This window comes from Variovorax sp. Root434, assembly GCF_001426595.1.
Taxonomy (GTDB): domain Bacteria; phylum Pseudomonadota; class Gammaproteobacteria; order Burkholderiales; family Burkholderiaceae_C; genus Variovorax.
Map to the genome: position 1 here is coordinate 212,805 of NZ_LMEK01000022.1, position 22,574 is coordinate 235,378.

Annotated in this window: 17 protein-coding genes; 4 read left to right on the forward strand and 13 right to left on the reverse strand. The window is 67.9% G+C overall.

Translation table 11 applies throughout. The features are described from left to right. The first annotated feature begins 62 nt into the window (after nt 1-62). From ASD05_RS18530 to ASD05_RS18540, 3 genes are all read left to right on the forward strand, one after another. Nucleotides 63-1,991: an autotransporter assembly complex protein TamA gene (locus tag ASD05_RS18530; protein ID WP_056595339.1), complete on the forward strand. Its 1,929-nt coding sequence runs from the start codon at nt 63-65 to the stop codon at nt 1,989-1,991. Nucleotides 1,992-1,999: 8 nt separating this feature from the next. Then, nucleotides 2,000-6,076: a translocation/assembly module TamB domain-containing protein gene (locus tag ASD05_RS18535; protein WP_056595895.1), complete on the forward strand. Its 4,077-nt coding sequence runs from the start codon at nt 2,000-2,002 to the stop codon at nt 6,074-6,076. Between the two features lie 98 nt (nt 6,077-6,174). Then, complete coding sequence (locus ASD05_RS18540) at nt 6,175-6,474, forward strand: hypothetical protein (RefSeq protein ID WP_056595341.1); 300 nt, start codon at nt 6,175-6,177, stop codon at nt 6,472-6,474. Between the two features lie 9 nt (nt 6,475-6,483). Here ASD05_RS18540 and ASD05_RS18545 read toward each other — a convergent pair whose 3' ends face one another. From ASD05_RS18545 to oxlT, 6 genes are all read right to left on the reverse strand, one after another. Next, nucleotides 6,484-6,792, reverse strand: coding sequence for a formate dehydrogenase subunit delta (locus ASD05_RS18545; protein WP_056595343.1), 309 nt, complete (start codon nt 6,790-6,792; stop codon nt 6,484-6,486). Nucleotides 6,793-6,823: 31 nt separating this feature from the next. Then, entirely contained in the window at nt 6,824-7,684 is an 861-nt protein-coding gene (gene fdhD, locus ASD05_RS18550) for a formate dehydrogenase accessory sulfurtransferase FdhD (RefSeq protein ID WP_056595898.1), read from the reverse strand. A gap of 10 nt (nt 7,685-7,694) precedes the next feature. Next, nucleotides 7,695-10,571 carry a formate dehydrogenase subunit alpha gene (fdhF, locus tag ASD05_RS18555; RefSeq protein WP_056595344.1) on the reverse strand — a complete coding sequence of 959 codons (2,877 nt, stop codon included), beginning with the start codon at nt 10,569-10,571 and terminating at the stop codon, nt 7,695-7,697. Nucleotides 10,572-10,924: 353 nt separating this feature from the next. Continuing rightward, nucleotides 10,925-12,484, reverse strand: a complete 1,560-nt coding sequence (locus ASD05_RS18560; protein WP_056595346.1) for a formate dehydrogenase beta subunit — start codon at nt 12,482-12,484, stop codon at nt 10,925-10,927. Further along, nucleotides 12,481-13,008 carry a formate dehydrogenase subunit gamma gene (locus tag ASD05_RS18565; protein WP_235508033.1) on the reverse strand — a complete coding sequence of 176 codons (528 nt, stop codon included), beginning with the start codon at nt 13,006-13,008 and terminating at the stop codon, nt 12,481-12,483. The genes ASD05_RS18560 and ASD05_RS18565 overlap by 4 nt, the downstream gene beginning before the upstream one ends. A gap of 287 nt (nt 13,009-13,295) precedes the next feature. Further along, on the reverse strand, nt 13,296-14,588 hold the full coding sequence (oxlT, locus tag ASD05_RS18570; RefSeq protein ID WP_056595348.1) for an oxalate/formate MFS antiporter: 1,293 nt from the start codon (nt 14,586-14,588) through the stop codon (nt 13,296-13,298). Nucleotides 14,589-15,267: 679 nt separating this feature from the next. On the opposite strand from oxlT, the gene ASD05_RS30500 reads away from it, so the two are divergent. Further along, nucleotides 15,268-15,429 carry a hypothetical protein gene (locus ASD05_RS30500; protein WP_007834182.1) on the forward strand — a complete coding sequence of 54 codons (162 nt, stop codon included), beginning with the start codon at nt 15,268-15,270 and terminating at the stop codon, nt 15,427-15,429. A gap of 42 nt (nt 15,430-15,471) precedes the next feature. On the opposite strand, the gene ASD05_RS18575 is transcribed toward ASD05_RS30500, so the two are convergent. The 7 genes from ASD05_RS18575 to ASD05_RS18605 form a co-directional block, all read right to left on the reverse strand. Next, entirely contained in the window at nt 15,472-16,419 is a 948-nt protein-coding gene (locus ASD05_RS18575) for a LysR family transcriptional regulator (protein ID WP_056595350.1), read from the reverse strand. Nucleotides 16,420-16,484: 65 nt separating this feature from the next. Beyond that, a complete protein-coding gene (gene pyk / locus ASD05_RS18580) occupies nt 16,485-17,906 on the reverse strand; it encodes a pyruvate kinase (protein WP_056595352.1) in 1,422 nt (473 codons plus the stop codon). Beyond that, complete coding sequence (locus ASD05_RS18585) at nt 17,903-18,916, reverse strand: 2-dehydropantoate 2-reductase (RefSeq protein WP_056595354.1); 1,014 nt, start codon at nt 18,914-18,916, stop codon at nt 17,903-17,905. Before ASD05_RS18585 ends, pyk begins: the two co-directional genes overlap by 4 nt. Nucleotides 18,917-18,968: 52 nt before the next feature. Then, complete coding sequence (locus ASD05_RS18590; RefSeq protein ID WP_056595356.1) at nt 18,969-19,745, reverse strand: fumarylacetoacetate hydrolase family protein; 777 nt, start codon at nt 19,743-19,745, stop codon at nt 18,969-18,971. Between the two features lie 44 nt (nt 19,746-19,789). After that, nucleotides 19,790-20,689: a succinate--CoA ligase subunit alpha gene (sucD, locus tag ASD05_RS18595; RefSeq protein WP_056595358.1), complete on the reverse strand. Its 900-nt coding sequence runs from the start codon at nt 20,687-20,689 to the stop codon at nt 19,790-19,792. 333 nt (nt 20,690-21,022) lie between these two features. Next, a complete protein-coding gene (gene sucC, locus ASD05_RS18600) occupies nt 21,023-22,195 on the reverse strand; it encodes an ADP-forming succinate--CoA ligase subunit beta (protein WP_056595360.1) in 1,173 nt (390 codons plus the stop codon). Between the two features lie 35 nt (nt 22,196-22,230). Beyond that, complete coding sequence (locus ASD05_RS18605; RefSeq protein WP_056595361.1) at nt 22,231-22,548, reverse strand: hypothetical protein; 318 nt, start codon at nt 22,546-22,548, stop codon at nt 22,231-22,233. Nucleotides 22,549-22,574: the final 26 nt, after the last annotated feature.

Consider the following 22,574-nt stretch of genomic DNA (forward strand, 5'->3'; position numbering starts at 1 on the left):
GACGAAACCGCCTGTGGTCGGGGCCTTCGGGAACCGGAAGAGCTTGCTGTCAGAATCCGCCCATGGTCAGGGTGGTTCCAGTTTCCTCGCCGGCGTGGTGGCCGGCTTTGCTTTTTTCCGGCGTCCTGCTTCTGCAAGGCTGCAGCCTGCTGCCGAAAAAGGAAAGCACTGAAAGCAAGCCTGCGGCCGGCCTCGTGCGCAGCGGCAGCGCCACTGCGCAAGACGACAAGGAAAAAGACGACAAGGCCAAGGCCGACAAGCGCGACGCCTTCACCGTCGATGTACGCGGCCCCGAGGCCGTGCGCGACTACCTCAGGCTCCACCTCGAAATCCAGCGCTACCGCGAGCTCGACGACCTCGGCGCGACCGAGATCTCGCGCCTGATGGTAGCCGCCGAGGCCAACGCCCGCGAACTGCTCGGCACCCTCGGCTACTTCACGCCCACGCTGACGCTCGAACTCAACGAGACGCCCGAGAGCACCAAGGCCCCGCGCGAGATCGTCATCACCGTGTCGCCGGGCGAACCCACCAAGGTGAGCAACGTGCAGATCAGCTACGGCGGCCCGATCGCCGACGACGCAGCCGCCGAGCCACAGCGCGATTCGATCCGCACCAACTGGAGCCTGCGCGCCGGCCAGCCCTTCACGCAGCAAGCCTGGGACAGCGCCAAGACCACCGCGCTGCGCAGCCTTACGGCCAACCGCTTTCCCACCGGCAGCATCGAGATCAGCCGTGCCGAAGTGGACGCCGACCGCAGCGAGGCCCGCCTGAGCGTCACCTACCAGTCGGGCCCGGCCTACAAGTTCGGCCCGCTGGTGCTGAACGGCATCCAGCGTTACGACCCCGACGGCGCGCGCCGCATCGCGCGCCTGCCCAGCGGCACCGACTACGACCAGCAGAAGCTGCTCGACGCCCAGCAGCGCCTGGCCAGCAGCGGCTACTACGACTCGGTGTTCCTCACGCTCGACACCGAGAGCGGCAATCCGCTGGCCGCGCCCGTCATCGCGCAGCTGCGCGAGGCGCCTCTGCAGAAAGTGGTGCTCGGCGTGGGCTTCACCACCGACAACGGCCCGCGCCTGTCGATCGACCACATCCACAACCAGATTCCGCTGCTGGGCTGGCGCGCCGTCTCGCGGCTGTCGGTGGACAACGACATCAAGTCGCTCGGCACCGAATGGAAGGCGATTCCCGACGACCGCGGCTGGCGCTGGTTCTCGGGCGCCGAACTGAAGAGCGAGCAATCGGGCAGCTACGTGGTCGACAGCGGACGCCTGCGCGGCGGGCGCAGCAAGTCGAGCGACCACATCGACCGCAGCTACTTCCTGCAATACGACTACGCACAGAACCGCGGCACCAACGCGCCGCCCTCGGCCTCGGCCGTGACGGCCAACTGGGGCTGGACCGGGCGCTACTTCGACGACAACGCAGCGCCCTCGCGCGGCTTCGGCCTCGCGCTCGAAGTGGCCGCGGGCTACACGCTCACCGGCCAGCAGATGCCCTTCACGCGCACCTACGCACGCTGGCTCGGCGTTCTGCCGCTGGGCTCGACCGAGGACAAGGAAACGCGCGCGCGCCGCAGCCGCCTGCAGCTGCGCGTGGAGGCCGGCGCCGTGTCGGCCAAGGACAGCGCGCAGATCCCCTCCACGCTGATGTTCCTGACCGGCGGCGACACCACCGTGCGCGGCTACAGCTACAAGCAGATCGGCACCGTGCGCGCCGACGGCACGATCGTGGCCGGCCGCTACCTCGGCGTGGCCAGCGTGGAGTGGCAGCGCCCCTTCGTCTACAACGACAAGCTCACCGAATGGGAGAGCGTGGTGTTCGTCGATGCCGGCGCCGTGGCCGACAAGCCCGGCGAGCTCAAGCCCAAGGTGGGCGTCGGCGTGGGTGCGCGCTGGCGCAGCCCGGTCGGGCCGGTGCAGGCCGACCTGGCCTACGGCGTGGACTCGAAGAAGTTCCGCCTGCACTTTCGCCTCGGCTTCACCTTCTGATGCTTCCGATGCAGACCGACACCGAACCTACGCCGACGCCCATGCCTCCTGCCGTGCGGCGCTCGCGCGCAGGGCGCGCCGCGCGTGCCCTGGCCTGGACCGTGGCCGGCCTGGTGATGATCGTGATGCTGCTTGCTGCCGGCGCCTGGTGGTACATCGGCTCCGACAAGTCGCTCGCCTTCGCGCTCGCGCAGGCCGCGCAGCGGCTGCCGGCCGGCCAGACCCTGGAGAGCCGCGACGTCACCGGCTCGCTGCGCACCGGAGGCCACATCGGATGGCTCAAGTACCAGAGCGAGAGCATCGCCGTCGAGGTGAACGACGCCACCATCGGCTGGACACTGGCCCCGCTGTTCCGGCGCAAGGTGCACCTCGGCGAGGTGCACGCAAAGCAGGTGCTGATCGAAAAGCGCGGCCCGCCGAGCGAGGAGCCCACCAAGCCGCTCGAGCAGCTCGTGCTGCCGGTCGAGGTCGAGCTGCCCTTTCGCATCGACGAAGTGCGCTGGGCCGGCCCACCCGTGCTGCGGGCGCTCAACCTGTCGGGCAGCTACAGCTACAACAAGGCCGCCGAGCACGCGCTGGAGATCAAGGGCGTTGACGTTGCCGACGGCCACTACAGCGCCCGCGTGAAACTGCAGGGCCCCGCGCCCATGGCCATCGACGCGGCGCTCGACGGCCGCGTGAAGGCGCCGCTGGCCGAAGGCCGCAATATCGACGTGCTGGCCACCGCCACGGTGAAAGGCACGCTCGCCGGCACGGCCGCGCGGCTGCAGGTGGCGGCCGAACTGAAGCCCGCCGAAGAGAACACCGATGCGCCGATGGAAGCCAAGCTGCAGGCACAGATCGCGCCCTGGCTCCCCCAGCCGGTGATCGACGCGAAGGCCGACCTGCACAACGTCGACGCATCGAGCCTGTGGCCCGGTGCGCCGAAGACGCGGCTCACCGGTATGGTCGAACTGCAGCCCGACGCCGACACCGGCCCCGCCGCGTGGAAGGCCTCGGCCGACATCCGCAACGCCGTGCCCGGCCCGTGGGACAAAGAGAAGCTGCCACTCGAACAGGTACAGGCCCGCGTGGGCTTCGACGGCACGAACTGGACCGTTCCCGAGGCCACCGTGCGCGCGGGCGGCGGCCGCATCGACGCGGCCGGCAAGTGGAGCCCCGCGCCCTCGCCCTGGCAGGCCCAGGCCACCGTGCGCGGCGTGCGGCCGGGCGCGCTGTACAGCGAACTCTCGGGTGCGCCCGTGAGCGGCACGCTCAAGGCCGAGCAGAAGGAAAGCACCATCACCTTCGACGCCGCCCTGCGCGCCGAAGGCGGCGCCGGCAGCAAGGCCCTGCCCGGCTTCGCGCTCGACCGCGCGCTGGCCCAGGGCCAGTGGAAAGACCAAGTGCTCGACCTGCGCACGCTGCGCATCGAGGCCCAGCGCGCCAGCGTCAACGGCCGCTTGCAGGTGCGCGTGGCCGAGCAGGCTGCGAGCGGCAAGCTGGCCCTCGCGCTGCCGGGCGGCGGCGCGCAGGTCGAAGGCCGCATCGCGCCCGATTCGGGCGGCGGCGAGATCAAGGCCGCCATCGACGACGCCGACGCCGTGCAGCGCTGGGTGCAGAGCCTGCCGGGGCTGTCCGGCGTGTTCGCGAACGCGGGCGCCAAGGGCTCCGCGAAGCTCGATGCGAGCTGGCAGGGCGGCTGGCGAACGTTCCAGCGCCGGCTGCAGAGCCCCAACGCGCCTGCGCCGCGCGGCAGCATCGAGCCCAGCATCAAGGCCGTGCTCGGCGTGCCGCGGCTCGACCTGAGCCTGCCCTCCGAGCAACCCGGCGCAGCCGCCACCGCCGTGCAGCTGCGCGACCTGCACGCCGACCTCGCCGGCAGCCTCGCGCAGGCCGCGCTCACGCTGAAGGGCGAAGCAGCCACCGGCACGCAGAAGTTCGCCATCGACACCCGCGCCAGCGGCGGCATCGCAGGCGCCGGCCAATGGCGCGCGGCGCTCGCCAGCCTGAAACTGCAGGCGCAGGACAGCGCCCGCCCCGGCAATCCGTGGCTACTGGAGCTGAGCCGCGAAGTGACCGCGACCATCCGCAGCAGCACCGGCAATGCATCACCCCGCCTCGACGTCGAAGCCTCCGCCGCCGCGGCCACGCTGCGCGGCCCCGTGCCCGGCACCGTGCGCATCGACTGGCAGCCGCTGCGCTTCAGCCAGAGCGGCGCCGCGCCCAACCGCGTGTTCCGCGTGCAGTCGAAGGGCCAGCTGCAGGGCCTGCCGATGGCCTGGGCCGGCGCGTTCGGTGCGAACGCCACGCTGGGCGAATACGGCATCAGCGGCGACCTGTTGTTCAACGGCGACTGGGATATCGACGCCGGCGACACGCTGCGTGCCAAGGCCCGCCTCGCGCGCCAGAGCGGCGACATCCGCGTGCAGGCCGGCGAGGCTGCGCTCGTCACGCGCATCACCAGCACCGGCACGGGCACCGCGAGCGAACGCACGATGAACGCAGCTTCCGCGAGCGGCGAAGCGCCCAGCACGCCGGCCGGCCTGCGCCAGGCCGAGCTGCGGCTCGATGCCGAAGGTGACGCCGTGCGCGCCATCCTCGCGTGGGACAGCGAACGCGCCGGCAAGATCGACGCCGCCATCGACACCCGCGTGCAGCAGCGCGCCGGTGGCTGGCAGTGGGCACCCGACGCACCGCTGGGCGGCACCATCAAGGCCGCGCTGCCCAACCTGGGCGTGTGGTCGATGCTCGCGCCGCCGGGCTGGCGCATTGCGGGCACGCTCGACGCCAGCGCCACGCTGTCGGGCAACCGCGCCGTGCCGCGCTGGAACGGCACGTTGGGCGCCGACAAGCTCGCACTGCGCGCGCCGGTCGAAGGGCTGGACCTGCACGATGGCCGCCTGCGCGCCACGCTCTCGGGCGAGCGCGTCGACATCACCGAATTCACGCTCAAGGGCGGCGCCGGCAGCTCCGTGCGCATCGGCGGCCAGAGCGGCAACCGCAGCACCGCCGCCAGCGAGGCCCGCACCGACGGCGGCACCCTCTCGGCCAGCGGCAACCTCGGCTGGGGCCCGGCGAGCGGCAGCGCCTCGGGCATTCGCATGGCCCTGCAGGGCCAGCTGCGGGCGCTGCGCGTGCTGGTGCGCACCGACCGGCAAGTCACGCTCTCGGGCGACCTGCAGGCGCAGCTCGACAACGGCCAGTTCAGGGTGCGCGGCAAGCTCAAGACCGACCGCGCCGTCATCATCCTGCCCGACGAGACCGCACCCAGCCTGGGCAGCGACGTCGTCGTGCGCTCCGCCGCCAAGGACCGCGAGGCCGCCGAGGCGGCGCAGCGCGAATCCGCCAGCGCCAACGCACAGGCTGCCAAGCCGCAGACCGCCAAGCCGCCGGACATCGCCGTCGACTTCGATCTGGGCAACGACTTCGCCGTGCAGGGCCGCGGCATCACCACGCGGCTCGAAGGCAACCTGGAGATCCGCAGCACCAGGCTCAATGCGCCGCCGCGCATCACGGGCGAGGTCAAGACGGTGAAGGGCCAGTACCGCGCCTACGGCCAGCAGCTCGACGTGGAGACCGGCCTCGCGCGCTTCAACGGACCTTTCGACAACCCGGCGCTGGACATCCTCGCGATCCGGCCGAACCTGTCGCAGCGCGCGGGCGTTCAGATCACCGGCACCGCGCAATCGCCGCGCGTGAAGCTCTACTCGGAGCCCGCGCTGTCCGACGCCGAGACGCTGTCGTGGGTGATCCTGGGCCGGGCCTCGGCCACCAGCGGCGGCGAGTCGGCACTGCTGCAGCAGGCCGCGCTCTCGCTCATCGGCAAGATCGGCAGCAGCAGCAGCGGCGGCAGCCTGGCCAGCCGCTTCGGGCTGGACGAGCTCGGCTTCAAGGGACCGGGCAGCGGCGGCGACCTGCGCGAGTCGGCCGTGACGCTGGGCAAGCGGCTGTCGAAGGATTTCTACCTCACCTACGAACGCAGCATCGGCGGGACCTTCGGCACGCTCTTCATCTTCTACGACCTGACGACCCGGCTCACGCTGCGGGGCCAGGCGGGGCAGACGAGCGGGCTGGACCTGATCTACACGGTGAAGTACGACTGACGACCGAGCCTGCCGCGAGCGGCCGGGCAAGGGACTTCGATCTTGACCCGGCCCCGGCCGCGATCAAGAATCGCCGACGCCTTCACCGAGGAGCGACGATGAACAACGATGGAGACAAGGGCGACCACAGCCCGGCAGCGGACCGTCAGACATCCAGCCCGCCAGCGTCGGCGCGGATCACGCTCGTGCGCAGCGCGCTGCATGCGGTGATCGCAGCCGTCGCCCTCGCGGCACTGGCCACGTCGATCCCTCATTGGGGCGGCAACGAGTTCCCCGTGATGAGCCTGGTGATCTACGTCGCGGGCATGGTGTTCGTCGCCATGCCGCTGTGCCTGTGCTATGAGGCGCTGCTCAAGTCGCAGGCAGAACGCATGGCCGGCCGAAGCTGGGGCGTCTAGGCCTCGCGCTCAACCCGCGTCGCCGCCGCCCTGCGGAAACTGCTCCTTCGCCTCGCCGGCCTCGCGCGCCCCGCCGGGCAGCAGATTCGCGCGGTGGCCGCGAACCGCGGATGCGACGATCGGCAGCAGTCCCGTTGCAGCGCCCGCTTCGAGCGCGCGGATCAGCTGCACGCGCATGCTCGGCGCCCAGAACGACTTCAGGTGCGCGGCGATCGCGTTCGTGGCCATGGTGGCGTCGCTCGGCGATTGCGCCTGGAAGAAGGTGCCGATCTGGTTGGCCATCTTGACCAGTTGCGCCGTCGGATCGTGATCGTGCATGCACTGCCTTTGGAATGATTGGATGACTGCTTCAGTGCGCGCCGTACCCGGCCGCCGCCAGGCGCCCGGGGTGGCTGTAGACCGCCAGGTCGTCCTTGCGCGCGAAACCGACCAGCGTGAGCCGCGCGCGCTCGGCCGTGGCCACCGCGAACGAAGTCGGCGCGGACACCGCGGCCAACAGCGGCACGCCCGCCATCGCCGTCTTCTGCACCATCTCGAAACTGGCGCGGCTGGTCACGGCGATGAAGCCGGCGGATGCGTCGACATCGTTGTTCGCGAGTGCGCCGATCAGCTTGTCGAGCGCGTTGTGGCGGCCCACGTCCTCGCGCAGCCACTGCACCTCGCCATCGGCCGAGCACCAGGCCGCGGCGTGCACCGCACCGGTGGCCTGCTGCAGCGTCTGCAACGACTGGACCTGCAGCATCGCGCGCGCGATGGCCTGCCGTTCGAGCGGCCCTGCCGGATCGGCGAGCACCGGCAGTTCGCGCGAGACGTGCGCCAGGCTCTCGGTGCCGCACAGCCCGCAGCCGGTGCGGCCCGCGATCGTGCGGCGCCTCTGCTTCAGGCGCGCGAAGGCGGCGCTCGACACCTGCAGGCGCACCGTGATGCCGAGCTCCGATTCGCCCGTCTCCACCGCATAGAGTTCGTGCGCGTGGTCGAGGATGCCCTCGCTGAGCGAGAAGCCGAGCGCGAAGTCTTCCAGGTCGAGCGGCGTCGCGAGCATCACCGCATGCGAGATGCCGTTGAACTCCAGCGCCACCGGCACTTCCTCGGCCACCCAGTCCTGCACCGCATAGGCCTCGCCGCCGCGCACGCCGTGCACGGGCAGCAGGCGCGCGCCCTCGCAGAAGGTGTCGGCGCCGTCCGCGGCCGGCAAGGTGGCGATGTCCATGGCCATTGCGCTACTTGGCGGGGATCGTCTCGTTGCGCGGAGCCTGCGCCGAGCCGGCCGTCGCAAGGTCCAGCTGGACCTTGTTGAAGCGGCTGTACTCCTGCTGCCAGGCGGAGGGCTGCATCACGGGCGCCACCTGCACGGCCGTCACCTTGTACTCGGGGCAGTTGGTGGCCCAGTCGGAGTTGTCGGTGGTGATCACGTTCGCGCCCGACTCGGGGAAGTGGAAGGTGGTATAGACCACGCCCGGCTGCATACGCTCGGACACCGTGGCGCGCAGCACCGTCTCGCCCGCGCGGCTCTGGATGCCGACCCAGTCGCCGTCCTTCACGCCGCGCTCCTCGGCATCGTGCGGATGGATCTCCAGTCGGTCCTCGCTGTGCCACTGGTTGTTCTCGGTGCGCCGGGTCTGCGCGCCCACGTTGTACTGCGAGAGGATGCGCCCCGTGGTCAGCAGCAGCGGGAACATGCGCGTGACCTTCTCGTCGGTCGCCACGTACTGCGTGACGATGAACTTGCCCTTGCCGCGCACGAAGCGGTCGATGTGCATGGTGGGCGTGCCCTCGGGCGCGGCGTCGTTGCAGGGCCACTGGATGCTGCCGAGCTCGTCGAGGCGCTGGTAGCTCACGCCGTGGAAGGTCGGCGTCAGCGCGGCGATCTCGTCCATGATCTCTTCGGGGCTGCTGTAGTCCATCGGATAGCCGAGGGCCTGCGCGAGCTTCACGGTCACTTCCCAGTCGGCATAGCCGGCCTTCGGCGGCATCACCTTGCGCACACGCGAGATGCGGCGCTCGGCGTTGGTGAAGGTACCGTCCTTTTCAAGGAACGAGGAACCCGGCAGGAACACGTGCGCGTACTTGGCGGTTTCGTTGAGGAAGATGTCCTGCACCACCACGCATTCCATGGCCATCATCGCGGCGGCCACGTGCTGGGTGTTGGGGTCGGACTGCACGATGTCCTCGCCCTCGCAGTACAGGCCCTTGAAGCTGCCGCCGATCGCGGCATCGAACATGTTGGGAATGCGCAGGCCCGGTTCGGGGTCGATCTGTATGCCCCATGCGGCTTCGAAGGCCGAACGCGTGGTGCTGTCCGACACGTGGCGGTAGCCCGGCAGTTCGTGCGGGAAGGAGCCCATGTCGCAGGAGCCTTGCACGTTGTTCTGGCCGCGCAGCGGGTTCACGCCCACGCCCTCGCGTCCGACGTTGCCGGTGGCCATCGCGAGGTTGGCGATGCCCATCACGGTGGTCGAGCCCTGGCTGTGCTCGGTCACGCCGAGGCCGTAGTAGATGGCGGCGTTGCCGCCGGTGGCGAACAGCCGCGCGGCCGCGCGCAGCTCGGCGGCCGGCACGCCGGTGGCGGCTTCGGTGGCTTCGGGCGACTGCTCGGGGCGCTCGACGTACGACTTCCATTCCTTGAACGAGGCCAGGTCGCAGCGCTCGGCCACGAAGTCGTCGGCCATCAGCCCTTCGGTAACGATGACGTGCGCCAGCGCCGTGACCACGGCCACGTTGGTGCCGGGCCGCAGCTGCAGGTGGTGCGCGGCCTTGATGTGCGGCGACCTCACGATGTCGATGCGGCGCGGATCGACCACGATCAGCTTCGCGCCCTGGCGCAGCCGCTTCTTCATGCGCGAGGCGAACACCGGGTGCCCGTCGGTCGGGTTGGCGCCGATCACCATGATGACGTCGGCCTTGTCGACCGAGGCGAAGGTCTGCGTGCCGGCCGATTCGCCCAGCGTCTGCTTCAGGCCATAGCCCGTGGGCGAATGGCACACGCGCGCGCAGGTGTCGACGTTGTTGTTGCCGAAGGCGGCGCGCACCAGCTTCTGCACGAGGTAGGTTTCCTCGTTGGTGCAGCGCGAGGAGGTGATGCCGCCGATCGAGTCCTTGCCGTACTTGGCCTGCAGGCGCTTGAACTCGCTCGCGGCGTAGTTCAGCGCGGTGTCCCAGCTCACTTCCTGCCATGGATCGCTGATGTTCTTGCGGATCATCGGCTTGAGCATGCGGTCCTGGTGCGTCGCGTAGCCCCAGGCGAAGCGGCCCTTGACGCAGGAGTGGCCTTCGTTGGCCTTGCCGTCCTTCCAGGGCACCATGCGCACGACCTCGTTGCCCTTCATCTCGGCCTTGAAGGCGCAGCCCACGCCGCAGTAGGCGCAGGTGGTGATGACGCTGTGCTCGGGCTGGCCGAGCCAGATCACCGACTTTTCCTGCAGCGTAGCGGTGGGGCAAGCTTCGACGCAGGCGCCGCAGCTCACGCATTCCGAATCCATGAAGGCTTCGTCCTGGCCCGGCGACACGCGCGACTCGAAGCCACGGCCGCTGATGGTGAGCGCGAAGGTGCCCTGCGTTTCCTCGCAGGCGCGCACGCAGCGGTTGCACACGATGCACTTGGAGGGGTCGTAGCTGAAGTACGGGTTGGACTCGTCCTTCTGGTCCTTCAGGTGGTTGGCGCCGTCAAAGCCGTAGCGCACGTTGCGCAGGCCGGTGACGCCCGCCATGTCCTGCAGTTCGCAGTTGCCGTTGGCCGAGCAGGTGAGGCAGTCGAGCGGATGGTCGGAGATGTAGAGCTCCATCACGCCCTTGCGCAGGTCCTGCAGCTTCGGTGTCTGGGTGCGCACCTTCATGCCGGCTTCGGCGGGCGTGGTGCACGAGGCCGGAAAGCCCTTGCGGCCCTCGATCTCGACGAGGCACAGGCGGCATGAGCCGAAGGGCTCCAGGCTGTCGGTGGCGCAGAGCTTGGGCACGTTGATGCCGGCATCCACCGCGGCGCGCATCAGTGAGGTGCCGGCGGGCACGGTGACTTCGGTACCGTCGATTTCCAGCGTGACCTCGCGCGTCGATTCGCGCTTCGGGGTGCCGTAGTCGGTTTCTTTCAGATGGTCCAACATGTCTTTTGCTTTCTCTCTGTGCCTCGGTGGGCTTTTATTCAGTGGGCTGACGTTCGGAGCATTTGCGTTCGGGGCGCGTGCACAGGCCACCGGGTACTCCCCTCCGCGAATGTCCCCCGCCTTCGGCTCCTCCTTTATTTCGCTGCGGGGAGCACCCGATGCCCTGTGCACAGTGAGCGCCGCTCTTGTGCTGGCCGTTCGGTCGCCGCGTCCATCGATCACGCCGATGGGGTGCCTTGCGCAGCGAAATAAAGGAGGAGGCCGCAGGCCGGGGGACATTCGCGGAGCAAGGCACCCCGTCGGCGTGATCGCGCCCCGAACAACCGCGAAGAATCAAAAAGCAAGGCGTCATCTCAAGCAGCCTTGCGATCGGGGACCACAAGACCGAAGTCCTGCGGAAAATGGTCGAGCGCGGAAAGCACCGGGAACGGCGTCATGCCGCCCATGGCGCACAGCGATCCGTGGACCATGGTGTCGCACAGGTCGCGCAGCAGGATGACCTGCTGTATGCGGTTCTGGTCCGCGCGGATCTTGTCGATCACCTCGACACCGCGCGTCGATCCGATGCGGCATGGCGTGCACTTGCCGCAGGATTCGAGCGCGCAGAACTCCATGGCATAACGCGCGAGCTTCGACAGGTCGGCCGTGTCGTCGTGCACCACGATGCCGCCATGGCCCACCGTGCCGCCGACGGCCGCATAGGCTTCATAGTCGAGCGGCAGATCCCATTGCGACTCGGGCAGGTAGGCGCCCAGCGGCCCGCCGACCTGCACCGCCTTGATCGGCCGACCCGAGGCCGAGCCGCCGCCGTAGTCGTACAGCAGCTCGCGCAGCGTGACGCCGAAGGCCTTCTCGACCAGGCCGCCGTACTTGATGTTGCCGGCCAGCTGCATCGGCAGCGTGCCGCGCGAACGGCCCACGCCGTAGTCGCGATAGAAAGCTGCGCCGCGCGCCAGGATCAGCGGCACGCTGGCCAGCGTGATGACGTTGTTGATCAGCGTGGGCTGGCCGAACAGGCCCTCGATGGCCGGCAGCGGCGGCTTGGCGCGCACGATGCCACGCTTGCCTTCGAGGCTTTCGAGCAGCGCCGTTTCTTCGCCGCACACGTACGAGCCAGCGCCCTTGCGCACCGCGAGCGAGAAGCGCTTGCCCGACCGCAGGATGTTGTCGCCGAGGAAGCCCGCCGCCTCGGCCACGCGGATGGCCTCGTTCAGCGTGGCGATCGCATGCGGGTACTCGGAGCGCACGTAGATGTAGCCCTGCGTCGCGCCCGTGGCGAGGCCCGCGATGGTCATGCCCTCGATCAGCATGAAGGGGTCGCCCTCCATCGTCATGCGGTCGGAGTACGTGCCCGAGTCGCCCTCGTCGGCGTTGCAGACGATGTACTTCTGCGCGGCGGCCGTGCCCAGCACCGTCTTCCACTTGATGCCGGCGGGAAAGGCCGCACCGCCGCGTCCGCGCAGGCCCGAATCGAGCACCTGCTGCACGATCTCCTCGGACGCGAGCGCCAGCGCGCGGCGCAGGCCGGCGAAGCCTTCGTAGGCCTGGTAGTCGGTCAGCGACACCGGGTCGGTGATGCCCATGCGCGCGAAGGTCAGGCGCTCCTGCTTCTTGAGGTAGGGAATGTCTTCGGTCGGACCGAGCGCGAGCGGATGCCTGCCGCCCGTGAGAAAGCCGGCGTCGAACAGGCCGGCCACGTCGTCGGGCGTCACCGGCCCGTAGGCGATGCGGCCGGTCGGGGTGTTCACCTCGACCAGCGGTTCGAGCCAGAACATGCCGCGCGAACCGTTGCGCACGAGCTCGAGCATGATGCCGCGCGCCGTGGCTTCCTTCGCGATGCGCTGGGCCACGCGGTCGGCGCCGGCTGCGAGCGCGGCCGAGTCGCGCGGGACATAGACGGTGATGGTGCTCATGGGTTGTTGTCCTGCGCGATCAGCGCGTCGAATGCCCTGGGTGTCATGCGTGCATGCGGCTGGTCGTCGAGCGTCATCGCGGGCGACGAGGCGCACAGGCCGAGGCAGAACGCGGGCTCCAGCGTGAAGGCGCCGTCCTTCGAGGTGCCGTGCGCGCTGCATCCGAGGCGCAGCTCCGCGTGGGCGAGCAGCGCATCGGCGCCCATCGACTGGCAGGCCTCGGCGCGGCAGATCTGGATCACGTGGCGGCCCGCGGGCTCGGCACGAAAGTGGTGGTAGTAGGTGACGACACCGTGCACCTCGGCGCGCGAGAGGTTCTGCGCCTCGGCGATCACCGGCACCGTGTGGGCGGGGATGTAGCCCAGCGCGTCCTGTACGTCGTGCAGGATCGGCAGCAGCGCGCCGGGTTCGTCCGCATGCTGCAGCAGGCTGCGCTGCACGGCGGCGAGTTCCTTGTCCTTGTCGATGGGAGCTGAGGCCGGATGCGGTACCTCGTGCCCCTGCTGCGCCTGTTGTAGTTTCATGGTCCCATCCGGTCTGGTCCGTTGCCGCCTGCGCCGCCGTTGTCTTGCTGCCGGCGGAGCCGTTTTCATCGTGGTTTCGTCACGGGCCGCCGTCATGAAATCCGACGTGAATCCCGCGCTCATCCGCTTGAGGATCAATGTCGATGAATCGAGCGATAGGGGCCTTGACGCAAGTCAATTTCCGCGGAAACAAGCGCGGTGCCAATGCGCACAAACCCTGCGGCCCCATCGGCAAAAAGCCCTGCCATCTTCATGGCAGGGCCGCGTGTATCGGAAGAGCCGACGGCTTACTCGATGGTGGTCGTGGCGCGGCTCGCCTCGATGTGCTTGCGACGCATCGGCCGCAACACGAACCACGCCATCAGCGCAGCAAGCGCATTGACCGCGCTGGCGGCGATGAAGACGGCCTGCCAGCTGCCGGTGGCGGCGGCGAGCACGCTCGACAGCGGAACCAGCAGCGAGGCCGTGCCCTTCGCGGTGTAGAGCATGCCGGCGTTCGATGCCGCATACCTCGAGCCGAAGGTATCGGCGCAGGTCGAGGGGAACAGGCTGTAGATCTCGCCCCAGGCGAAGAACACGATGCCGGTCAGGATCACGAAGAGGATCGGGTTCTGGCCGTAGTGGTAGAGCATCAGGATGCCGACCGACTCCATCGCGAAGGCGATGAACATCGTCTGCTCACGGCCGATCTTGTCGGACACCCAGCCGAAGAAGGGCCGCGTGAGGCCGTTGAGCACGCGATCGATGGCGAGCGCGAAGGTCAGCGCGGGCAGCACCAGGCCCATGATGTTGACCGGCACGTCCATGATCTTGAAGTCCTTCGCGATGGGAGCGAGCTGCGCCGTGGCCATCAGGCCGCCGGCCGCCACCATCACGAACATCGCGTACATGACCCAGAACACGGGCGAGCGCAGCACTTCCGAGGGCGCATAGTCGCGGCCCGCCTGCTGCACGTTGCGGCTATTCGATGCCTTGGCATGGTGGGGCGCACGGGTCAGCATCCATGCGAGCAGGAACACGATGAGTCCCTGCCCGATCCCAAAATACAAGAAGGCCGCTTCGTAGCCGCTCGACTTGATCATCGCGGAGATCGGGATGATCGTGAGCGCCGAGCCCGCGCCGAAGCCCGCGGCGGTCATGCCCGCAGCAAGCCCCCGGCGATCGGGGAACCACTTGAGCGCATTGCCCACGCAGGTGCCGTAGACCGCGCCCGCGCCGATACCGCCGACGGCCGCTGCGATGTAGAGCAACGTGAGCGAATCGGCCTCCGAGTTGAGCACCCAGCCGAGGCCGCACAGCAGGCCGCCCACCAGCACCACGGGACGCGGTCCGAAGCGGTCGACGAGGTAGCCTTCGATCGGCACCAGCCATGTCTCGGTGAGCACGAAGATGGTGAACGCCACCTGGATCGCGGCGCGGCTCCAGCCGTGCTTCTCGGCGATCGGATTGACGAAGAGCGTCCAGCCGTATTGCAGGTTGGCGATCATCGCCATGCAGACGATGCCGATCAGCAGCTGGCCCCATCGGTATGCCTCGGATCGGCTCGCGGTGGCGCCATGGGTTTCGGAGGGAGGAAACATCGCGGGGGTGGAACCTGCGATCGTGGAGGTGGGCCGATTCATGGTGTTGTCCTTGGTTTTTCGGTGAGGTCCGACAGACTTCGAATGCAGATAAATCAATCGAGCGATCGGTGCAAACAGCGGAAATAAAACGGGGTGCTGCGCCATGCGCCACACACGCCACGCGATCGGTACGCATCGACAGGCAACGAGGCTTCCTTGACATCGATACACCGCATGAAGATCACCTGGTTTTGCGCGTGAATGACTGTCGGTCGGAGCGACTCAAAAACTCTTGACCTCAGTCAAGTTCACACGAATCGCGGACTCGCAAGACCCCCGTGGTATCCCTAGCAGCAGGCCTCTTCGCACGCGCGCATTGCGCTGCATCCGACATGCATCTCGCGATGCCGCGGCATGGTGTGCATGGAAGAGAAATTGCCCAGCTGGATCGCAAAGGTCTTCGCGGAACTTCGACGGTTCGTGCGATGACTTTCGCGATGCGCGTTCTGCGCTGATGCAGGCCCGCTTGCGAAGCGCTCGTACGGCCACGCTGCGCGTTGTGCAAGAACCTGCCTGTCGTTGAAAAAATTGACCTAGGTCAAGAAACGCGAAAATGGCGTTTGCTCTCGTCTAGGGTAAACCCTAAAATTCAGGGTAATCCCTTCGGTCTTTCAGTTTCAATCCTTTGGAGCCCTCAATGAGCCACACCACCCTGAATTCCAGCGCCCTGCGCACTCCCGCCTCTTCGTCCACTGCCAACGATGCGCTGCGCGACCTCATCGCCGCAATGCCCATCGTGATCTTCTACAAGGCCGCGCGTGCCGCGCTGATGCAGCGTTCGCCGGCTGCACGGCGTTGAGCTTCCACACCGAACCGATCCTCCCCGAAGAGCGCGCGCGAGTTACTCGCCGCGCTCTTTGTCTTTGGGGCTTTCGAATGGAACGATCTGCGCGATCAGCGACGGTCCGTCGCTCAGCAGGAAGTCCTTGAAGGCCTGCGCCACCGGCGGCAGGCGCTTGCTGCGACGGTGCACCACGTACCAGTTGAGCATCAGCGGAAAGCCCTCGACATCGAGCACGCAGAGGCTGCCGGCGCGCAGTTCCTGGCTCACCGTGTGCGCCGACACGAAGCTCACGCCCATGCCTGCGATCACGGCCTGCTTGATGGTCTCGGTGCTGCGGATTTCCATCGCGATGTTGATGCCGCTGAGGTCGCCGCCGAAGCCGTCTTCCATCGAATGCCAGGTGTCGGAGGCTTTCTCGCGCACCACGAAGGGCTCGCGCATCAGCCGCTGGAGCGGGATCTTCTTCACGCCCACCAGCGGATGGCCCGGCGCCGCGACGATCACATAGGGGTGCGGAGCGAACGGCTGGTTGACGGTATCGAGATCGGTCGGCGGGCGCACCATGATCGCGAGGTCGGTGAGGTTCTCGGCGATGTGCGTCAGCAGCTGCGCGCGGTTGTGGACCGTGAAGTTCAGCGTCACGCCCTGGTGCCGGCTCGCGAACTCGACCAGCAGGCGCGGAAAGAAGTAATCGCCCGCGCTGATCACGCCCACGTTGAGCTTGCCGCCGGAGACGCCCTTGAACTGCATCATCGCGTTCTCGGCCGCCTCGAACTGCTGGATGATGGTGCGGCTGATCTGCAGCAGCTCGGTGCCAGCGGGCGTGAGGTAGATCTTCTTGCCGAACTGCTCGAACAGCACATTGCCGGCGTGTTCCTCGAGCTTGCGCACCTGCGTGGAGACGGCGGGCTGCGTGAGGTGGAGCTCCTCGGCCGCTCGCGAAAAACTCAGCAGCCGCGCCACGGCTTCGAAGACCTTCAACTGGCGCAGGGTCGCATGCTTCATCGGGGGAGAACAGGTGGCTGCAGTCGAGCGGCATCGTACAGCGCGCCTGCGCCGATGGCCTGCGCTCAGTCGGGTATCCGCGCGACGTGCAGCAGGTTCGTCGTGCCCGATTGACCGAAGGGCAGGCCCGCCGCCACCACCACGTCGTCGCCCGCCTTCGCAAAACCTTCGGCGCGGGCCGTGCGGCAGGCGCACTCGATCATCTCGGCCACGTCATGCACGTCGTCGACGAGCACCGCATGCACGCCCCAGACCATCGCCATGCGGCGTGCTGCGGCGGTGTCGGGCGTGAGGCTCAGGATGGGCACGGCCGGGCGCTCGCGCGCAGCGCGCAGGCTTGTGAAACCCGAAGAGGTATACGTCACGGTGGCGGCCGGCGCGAGCAGCGCGGCCACCTGGCGCAGCGAGGCGCAGACCGCGTCGGCCGTGGTCGACAGCGCCGCGTCGTGCGTGGCGTCGATGCCCGCGCGGTACGAGGGATCGGCTTCGACGCGCGCGATGATGCGGTCCATCATCGCGACCGCCTCGAGCGGGTACCTGCCCGAGGCCGATTCGGCCGAGAGCATCACCGCATCGACGCCGTCGTAGATGGCCGTTGCAACGTCGGACACCTCGGCGCGCGTGGGCACCGGCGATGCGATCATCGATTCGAGCATCTGCGTCGCCACCACCACCGGCTTGCCGCCCTTGCGGCAGGCGCGCACGATCAGGCGCTGCAGCTCGGGCACCTGCTCGGGCGGCAGCTCCACGCCGAGGTCGCCGCGCGCCACCATGATGCCGTCGCACAGCGCGACGATGGCGTCGAGATGCTCGATGGCCGCGGGCTTCTCGAGCTTGGCCATGATCCAGGCGCGCGTGCCGATGATGGCGCGCGCCTCCTCGATGTCCTCGGGCCGCTGCACGAACGACAGCGCAACCCAATCGACACCGATCGACAGGCCGAAAGCCAGGTCGTCGCGGTCCTTCGGCGTCAGTGGCGAGATCGGCAGCAGCACGCTGGGCACGTTGACGCCCTTGCGATCCGAGATCGGTCCGCCGACCAGCACCGTGGTCTCGGCGAAGTCGGCGCCGTGGCTGTCCACGCGCAGCCGCAGCTTGCCGTCGTCGAGCAACAGCTCGGTGCCTTCCTGCAGCGCGGCGAAGATTTCCGGATGCGGCAGCGGCGCGCGGCGTGCGCTGCCGCTGGTCTTGCTGTCCATGTCGAGCCGGAAGCGCGCGCCCGCATCGAGCTGCGCGCGGCCGCCTTCGAAAGCGCCCAGCCGCAGCTTCGGCCCCTGCAGGTCCAGCAGGATGCCGATGGGCCGGCCGAATTCCTTCTCGAGGCGGCGAATGGTTTCCAGCCGGCGCGCATGGTCGTGCTGCGTGCCGTGGCTGAAGTTGAGCCGGAACACGTCCACGCCACGCTCGAACAGCGCGCGGATGGCCGGCTCGTCGGTGGTGGCCGGGCCGAGCGTCGCGACGATCTTGGCGCTGCGTGTGCGTCTCATGCTGCGATTTCGTGGAGCCTGACGCGGCCGCGCTGGTCTTCCATCGTTCGCGCGAGCAGCTTGACCAGGCTGTAGACGGTGTCGATGTGCGGTGTCGAGGTCTCGGTCAGCCGGGCCAGTTCGACCACGGCGCCCACCAGCGCATCGATCTCCGGTGCGCGCCCGGCTTCCACGTCCTGCAGCATCGAAGTCTTGTGCTTGCCGACTTTCTCTGCGCCCGCGATGCGCTTTTCGAGCGTCACGCGGAACTCGATGCCGAGCTTGTGCGCGACGGCCTGGGCCTCGCGCATCATCGCGGCGGCGAGATCGCGCGAGGGCGGGTACTGGCAGATGTCGACCAGCGTCGAATGCGAGAGGCTGCTGATCGGGTTGAAGGTCAGGTTGCCCCAGAGCTTGAGCCAGATCTCCGCGCGGATGTTGTCGAGCACGGGCGCCTTGAAGCCGGCGCCGGTGAAGCAGGCGGCAACGCGGTTCACGCGCTCGCTGGCCGAGCCGTCGAGCTCGCCGACCGGGAAGCGCTCGCCTTCGATGTGCTTGACCACGCCGGGCGCGATCAGCTCCGAGGCCGGGTAGACCACGCAGCCGATCACGCGCTGCGCGGGGATCTTCGCGGCCACGAGCCCCGAGGGATCGACGCTGCGCACCGGCGTGCCTGCGAGAGCACCGCCGTGCTGGTGGAAGTACCAGTACGGAATGCCGTTCTGCATCGTCACGACAACGGTGTCGGGCCCGAACAGCTTGGGCACGTCGTTCGCCACCGCCTCGACCTGGTGGGCCTTCATGGCGAGCACGACGATGTCCTGCGGACCCGCCTCGTCGTAGCGGTCGGTGGCCTTGACGTTGCGCGCCACCTGTTCTTCGCCCTCGGCCGAGACCAGCTTGATGCCGTTCCTGCCGATGGCTTCGAGGTTGGCGCCGCGCACGATGAACGTCACGTCCTCGCCGGCCAGCGCGAGCTTCGCGCCGACCAGTCCGCCGATGGCGCCCGCGCCGATGATTGCAATCTTCATATCGATCCCCAAGAGTTGAATTTCTTGCGCGGCCGCTTCGGCATGCGCGTTGTCAGCCGAAGCGGTTGCTGAGTTTTCCGATGCCGCCGATCTCGATCTCGACGAGGCTGCCAGGCTTCATCGAGCCGACGCCGACCGAGGTGCCACAGAGGATCACGTCGCCGCGGTGCAGCGTCATGTCCTGCGAGATCAGGCTGACCAGCTGCTGCACCGAGAAGCGCATGTCGCTGATCGGATAGTTCTGGCGCATCTCGCCGTTGAGCAGCGTGGTCACGGTGAGCGTTGCGGCGTCGAGGCCGGTGGCCACCACCGGGCCCATCGGGCAGAAGGTGTCGAAGCCCTTGGCGCGCACCCACTGCGCGAACGAGGCGTCGCGGTTCAGGATGTCGGCCACGGTCACGTCGTTGGCGCAGGTGTAGCCGAACACATGGTCGAGCGCGTCGGCCTCGGAGACGGCTGTGGCGGTCTTGCCGATCACGATGCCGAGCTCGCCCTCGAACACCACCTTGCCGTCGCACAGCGGCTTGCGGATCGGCGCGCCGGGAGCGAGGTAGGAGTTGGGCGTCTTCAGCAGGTACAGCGGCTCCGCCGGCACCGGCAGGCCCAGCTTGGCGCCGAGCGCATGGAAGTTGTTCCACAGCGCGATCACCTTGGTCGGCTCGGTGGGCGTGAGCAGCTGGAGCCCCGCCAGCGCAAACACGCGGCCCGTGGGCTCGGAGCTGCCGAACATGTCGCCCCGACGCTCGTGCACCGCATCGCCTTCGAGCGTGCCGAAGCCGATGCCGCCGGCGTGTTCGAAGCGGACCCATTTCGTCTGTTCTTGCTGCATGTTGTTGTCTGCTTTCTGGATGGAGGATTCGAGCCGGCCGTCAGTCAGTCGAACGGCAGGTAGTCGGGGATCACGAGCGAGGCGAGCAGCTTTCCCATCTCCGCCGGATTGCGCGTGACGTGGATGCCGCATTCCTTCATGACCGCGAGCTTTTCCTGCGCGGTGCCGCGGCCGCCGGAAACGATGGCGCCCGCATGGCCCATGCGCCTGCCGGGCGGCGCGCTGGCGCCCGCGATGAAGCCGACGACGGGCTTGCGCATGTGGTCGCGGATCCAGTACGCGCATTGCTCCTCGGCATCGCCGCCGATTTCGCCGACCATGATCACGGCGTCGGTGCGCGGATCGTCGTTGAACATCCGCAGCACGTCGATGTGCCGCAGCCCGCCGACGGGGTCGCCGCCGATGCCGACCACGGTCGACTGCCCGATGCCGAAGCTCGCGAGCTGGCTTGCGGCCTCGTAGGTGAGCGTGCCCGAGCGCGAGACCACGCCGATGCGGCCGCGCTGGTGGATGTGGCCGGGCATGATGCCGATCTTGATTTCGCCTGGCGTGATGAGGCCGGGGCAGTTGGGTCCGAGCAGCAGCGTCTTGCGGCCCTGCATGCGGTGACGCGTGCGGATCATGTCGCGCACCGGAATGCCTTCGGTGATGCAGATGACGAGTTCGAGCTCGGCATCGACCGCTTCGTCGATGGCCGCAGCGGCGAAAGGTGGTGGCACGTAGATCACGGAGACGGTGGCGCCGGTGCGGGCCTTGGCCTCTTTCACGGTGCCGAAGATCGGAATGCCGGCCAGCGACTCGCCTGCCTTCAGCGGGTTCACGCCCGCGACGAAGCAGTGCCGGCCGTTGCCGTATTCGAGGCACTGGGCCGTGTGGAAGCTGCCGGTCTTGCCGGTGATGCCCTGCGTGATCACGCGGGTGTGCTTGTTGATCAGGATGGACATTTCAGTGGTTCCATCGCGCGTTGCTTGTGTGTGTCTTCGGGGTGCGTGCACAGGCCATCGGGTACTCCCCTCCGCGAATGTCCCCCGCCTTCGGCTCCTCCTTTATTTCGCTGCGGGGAGCACCCGATGCCCTGCGCACGAGGACACGCTGCCGGTGCTCGCCGATCAACCACCGCTGCGTCCAACGATCACGTCGATGGTGGGCTTCTTTTCGCGAAATAAAGGAGGAGGCCGAAGGCCGGGGGACATTCGAGAAAAGAAGCACGCCGTCGGCGGGATCGCGCCCTGAAGAACAACGCACACCGCATCGAACAGAAGAAGGGAGGTTCATTGCTAGCGCTCCCAGTTCCGAGCAGCCCCAATGGCCCGCTGCGCAGCCTCGGCCATGTCGTCGGTGTTGATGATCGACAGGCCCGACTGCGCGAGGATGGTCCGGCCCAGGTCCTCGTTGGTGCCCTTCATGCGCACGATCAGCGGCACGGTGAGCCCGGTTTCTCGCGCTGCAGCAACCACGCCGTGCGCAATGACATCGCATTTCATGATGCCGCCGAAGATGTTGACCAGCACGGCCTTGAGCTTCGGGTTGCGCAGCATCAGCTTGAAGGCTTCGGTCACCTTTTCGGCTGTCGCACCACCGCCCACGTCGAGAAAATTGGCGGGCGTTCCGCCGTAGAGCTTGATCGCGTCCATCGTCGCCATCGCGAGGCCGGCGCCGTTGACGAGGCAACCGATGTCGCCGTCGAGCGCGATGTACGAGAGGTCGAACTTCGAGGCTTCGACCTCCACCGGGTCTTCCTCGTCGAAGTCGCGCATCGCGGCGATCCCGGGCTGGCGGTACAGGGCGTTGGCGTCGAAGTCGAACTTCGCGTCGAGCGCCATCACGCGGCCGTCGCGGGTCAGCACCAGCGGATTGATCTCGGCCAGCGACGCGTCGCTGGCATCGAAGGCCTGGTAGAGGTTCTGCATGAACACGCGCGCCTGCACCACCGAACGCTCGTCGATGCCGATGCGGCGCGCGATGCCGTCGGCCTCGGCAATGCGCAGGCCGGCGTCCGGATCGATGAAGAGCTTGTGGATCTTCTCGGGCGTGCGCGCAGCCACCGCCTCGATGTCCGTGCCGCCTTCGCTCGAAGCCATCAACGCCACGCGCTGCGAGTTGCGATCGACCACGAAGCCGAGGTACAGCTCCTTGTCGATCTCGACGCTCTCCTCGACCAGCAGCTGCTTCACCACGCGACCCTCGGGGCCGGTCTGGTGGGTCTTCAGCGTCATGCCGAGCATCTGGTCCGCGTGCCGCCGCACTTCGGCGACGGACCATGCGGGCTTCACGCCGCCGCCCTTGCCCCGGCCGCCCGCATGAATCTGCGCCTTGACCACCCAGGCCCGGCCACCGAGCCGGGTAGCCGCATCCGCCGCCTCGTCGGGCGAGCGGCAGACGAATCCGCGGGGCGTTGCCACGCCGTATTGGCGCAGGACGTCTTTACCCTGGTATTCGTGGATGTTCATGGCCGGGCTCGACTGCTGGATTGAATGTATTTATTTCAGGCACCGAGCTCGACGCCGTGGCTTTCAGCCCAATTGAAATAGCTCGACGAAGCCATTTCCCGCTTTCTGTGGATTTCCTTCTTCTGCTCGATCACCACCGCCAGGAATTCGGCGTCGTATGCCCTCAGGAGGTGCGGCTGATGGGTCTTCAGGTAATGGCCGATCCGCTCGTTGGCGTTCTGGCTCAGGTCCATCAGGCGGTCGTAGGTTTCGCCGTCCCAATGCCAGCGCAGCCCCAATTCGAAAAATGCTGCGTTATAGGCATTGCGCTCGATTTCGTCGCGCCAGTATTGAACGGGCGAATGGTTTTCCATGACCTTCTCCTTGAATTGATGCCGGG

What these genes read in the sequence shown, in the direction of transcription:
- ASD05_RS18530 (WP_056595339.1), top strand. Translation starts at nt 63, where the DNA reads ATGGTCAGGGTGGTTCCAGTTTCCTCGCCGGCGTGGTGGCCGGCTTTG.
- ASD05_RS18535 (WP_056595895.1), top strand. Translation starts at nt 2,000, where the DNA reads ATGCAGACCGACACCGAACCTACGCCGACGCCCATGCCTCCTGCCGTG.
- ASD05_RS18540 (WP_056595341.1), top strand. Translation starts at nt 6,175, where the DNA reads ATGAACAACGATGGAGACAAGGGCGACCACAGCCCGGCAGCGGACCGT.
- ASD05_RS18545 (WP_056595343.1), bottom strand. Translation starts at nt 6,792, where the DNA reads ATGCACGATCACGATCCGACGGCGCAACTGGTCAAGATGGCCAACCAG.
- fdhD (WP_056595898.1), bottom strand. Translation starts at nt 7,684, where the DNA reads ATGGACATCGCCACCTTGCCGGCCGCGGACGGCGCCGACACCTTCTGC.
- fdhF (WP_056595344.1), bottom strand. Translation starts at nt 10,571, where the DNA reads ATGTTGGACCATCTGAAAGAAACCGACTACGGCACCCCGAAGCGCGAA.
- ASD05_RS18560 (WP_056595346.1), bottom strand. Translation starts at nt 12,484, where the DNA reads ATGAGCACCATCACCGTCTATGTCCCGCGCGACTCGGCCGCGCTCGCA.
- ASD05_RS18565 (WP_235508033.1), bottom strand. Translation starts at nt 13,008, where the DNA reads ATGAAACTACAACAGGCGCAGCAGGGGCACGAGGTACCGCATCCGGCC.
- oxlT (WP_056595348.1), bottom strand. Translation starts at nt 14,588, where the DNA reads ATGTTTCCTCCCTCCGAAACCCATGGCGCCACCGCGAGCCGATCCGAG.
- ASD05_RS30500 (WP_007834182.1), top strand. Translation starts at nt 15,268, where the DNA reads ATGAGCCACACCACCCTGAATTCCAGCGCCCTGCGCACTCCCGCCTCT.
- ASD05_RS18575 (WP_056595350.1), bottom strand. Translation starts at nt 16,419, where the DNA reads ATGAAGCATGCGACCCTGCGCCAGTTGAAGGTCTTCGAAGCCGTGGCG.
- pyk (WP_056595352.1), bottom strand. Translation starts at nt 17,906, where the DNA reads ATGAGACGCACACGCAGCGCCAAGATCGTCGCGACGCTCGGCCCGGCC.
- ASD05_RS18585 (WP_056595354.1), bottom strand. Translation starts at nt 18,916, where the DNA reads ATGAAGATTGCAATCATCGGCGCGGGCGCCATCGGCGGACTGGTCGGC.
- ASD05_RS18590 (WP_056595356.1), bottom strand. Translation starts at nt 19,745, where the DNA reads ATGCAGCAAGAACAGACGAAATGGGTCCGCTTCGAACACGCCGGCGGC.
- sucD (WP_056595358.1), bottom strand. Translation starts at nt 20,689, where the DNA reads ATGTCCATCCTGATCAACAAGCACACCCGCGTGATCACGCAGGGCATC.
- sucC (WP_056595360.1), bottom strand. Translation starts at nt 22,195, where the DNA reads ATGAACATCCACGAATACCAGGGTAAAGACGTCCTGCGCCAATACGGC.
- ASD05_RS18605 (WP_056595361.1), bottom strand. Translation starts at nt 22,548, where the DNA reads ATGGAAAACCATTCGCCCGTTCAATACTGGCGCGACGAAATCGAGCGC.